Consider the following 1,636-nt stretch of genomic DNA (forward strand, 5'->3'; position numbering starts at 1 on the left):
ATTGATGCTCACGTTTGTGGGTGTTTTTTGTGGAGAGTTTGATCCTGGCTCAGGATGAACGCTGGCGGCGTGCTTAACACATGCAAGTCGAACGGAAAGGCTCCTGCTTGCAGGGGTACTCGAGTGGCGAACGGGTGAGTAACACGTGGGTGATCTGCCCTGCACTTCGGGATAAGCCTGGGAAACTGGGTCTAATACCGGATAGGACCATCGTTTAGTGTCGGTGGTGGAAAGTTTTTTCGGTGTGGGATGAGCTCGCGGCCTATCAGCTTGTTGGTGGGGTAATGGCCTACCAAGGCGTCGACGGGTAGCCGGCCTGAGAGGGTGTACGGCCACATTGGGACTGAGATACGGCCCAGACTCCTACGGGAGGCAGCAGTGGGGAATATTGCACAATGGGCGCAAGCCTGATGCAGCGACGCCGCGTGGGGGATGACGGCCTTCGGGTTGTAAACTCCTTTCGTCAGGGACGAAGCGAAAGTGACGGTACCTGGATAAGAAGCACCGGCTAACTACGTGCCAGCAGCCGCGGTAATACGTAGGGTGCGAGCGTTGTCCGGAATTACTGGGCGTAAAGAGCTCGTAGGTGGTTTGTCGCGTCGTTTGTGTAATACCGCAGCTTAACTGCGGGGTTGCAGGCGATACGGGCATAACTTGAGTGCTGTAGGGGAGACTGGAATTCCTGGTGTAGCGGTGGAATGCGCAGATATCAGGAGGAACACCGATGGCGAAGGCAGGTCTCTGGGCAGTAACTGACGCTGAGGAGCGAAAGCATGGGTAGCGAACAGGATTAGATACCCTGGTAGTCCATGCCGTAAACGGTGGGCGCTAGGTGTGAGTCCCTTCCACGGGGTTCGTGCCGTAGCTAACGCATTAAGCGCCCCGCCTGGGGAGTACGGCCGCAAGGCTAAAACTCAAAGGAATTGACGGGGGCCCGCACAAGCGGCGGAGCATGTGGATTAATTCGATGCAACGCGAAGAACCTTACCTGGGCTTGACATACACCGGACTGGGCCAGAGATGGTCTTTCCCTTGTGGCTGGTGTACAGGTGGTGCATGGTTGTCGTCAGCTCGTGTCGTGAGATGTTGGGTTAAGTCCCGCAACGAGCGCAACCCTTGTCTTATGTTGCCAGCATTTGGTTGGGGACTCATGAGAGACTGCCGGGGTTAACTCGGAGGAAGGTGGGGATGACGTCAAATCATCATGCCCCTTATGTCCAGGGCTTCACACATGCTACAATGGTCGGTACAACGCGCAGCTACTCTGTGAGGGGATGCGAATCGCTGAAAGCCGGCCTTAGTTCGGATTGGGGTCTGCAACTCGACCCCATGAAGTCGGAGTCGCTAGTAATCGCAGATCAGCAACGCTGCGGTGAATACGTTCCCGGGCCTTGTACACACCGCCCGTCACGTCATGAAAGTTGGTAACACCCGAAGCCAGTGGCCTAAACTTGTTAGGGAGCTGTCGAAGGTGGGATCGGCGATTGGGACGAAGTCGTAACAAGGTAGCCGTACCGGAAGGTGCGGCTGGATCACCTCCTTTCTAAGGAGCTTTTATTTTGCCCACAGTTGTGGGTGTTGGTGGTTGAGTACCCGAGCGTGGTGCTGCCACTGTTTTGTGAAATATCCAGGTGGA

Annotated in this window: 1 rRNA gene; it reads left to right on the forward strand. The window is 55.9% G+C overall.

Annotation, left to right across the window (positions count from 1 at the left end):
- Positions 1-26 precede the first annotated feature (26 nt).
- Positions 27-1,543, forward strand: a 16S ribosomal RNA gene (locus tag QP968_RS10950).
- Positions 1,544-1,636 lie beyond the last annotated feature (93 nt).

The sequence above is a fragment of the Corynebacterium sp. MSK041 genome (genome assembly GCF_030232265.1).
Lineage (GTDB): Bacteria > Actinomycetota > Actinomycetes > Mycobacteriales > Mycobacteriaceae > Corynebacterium.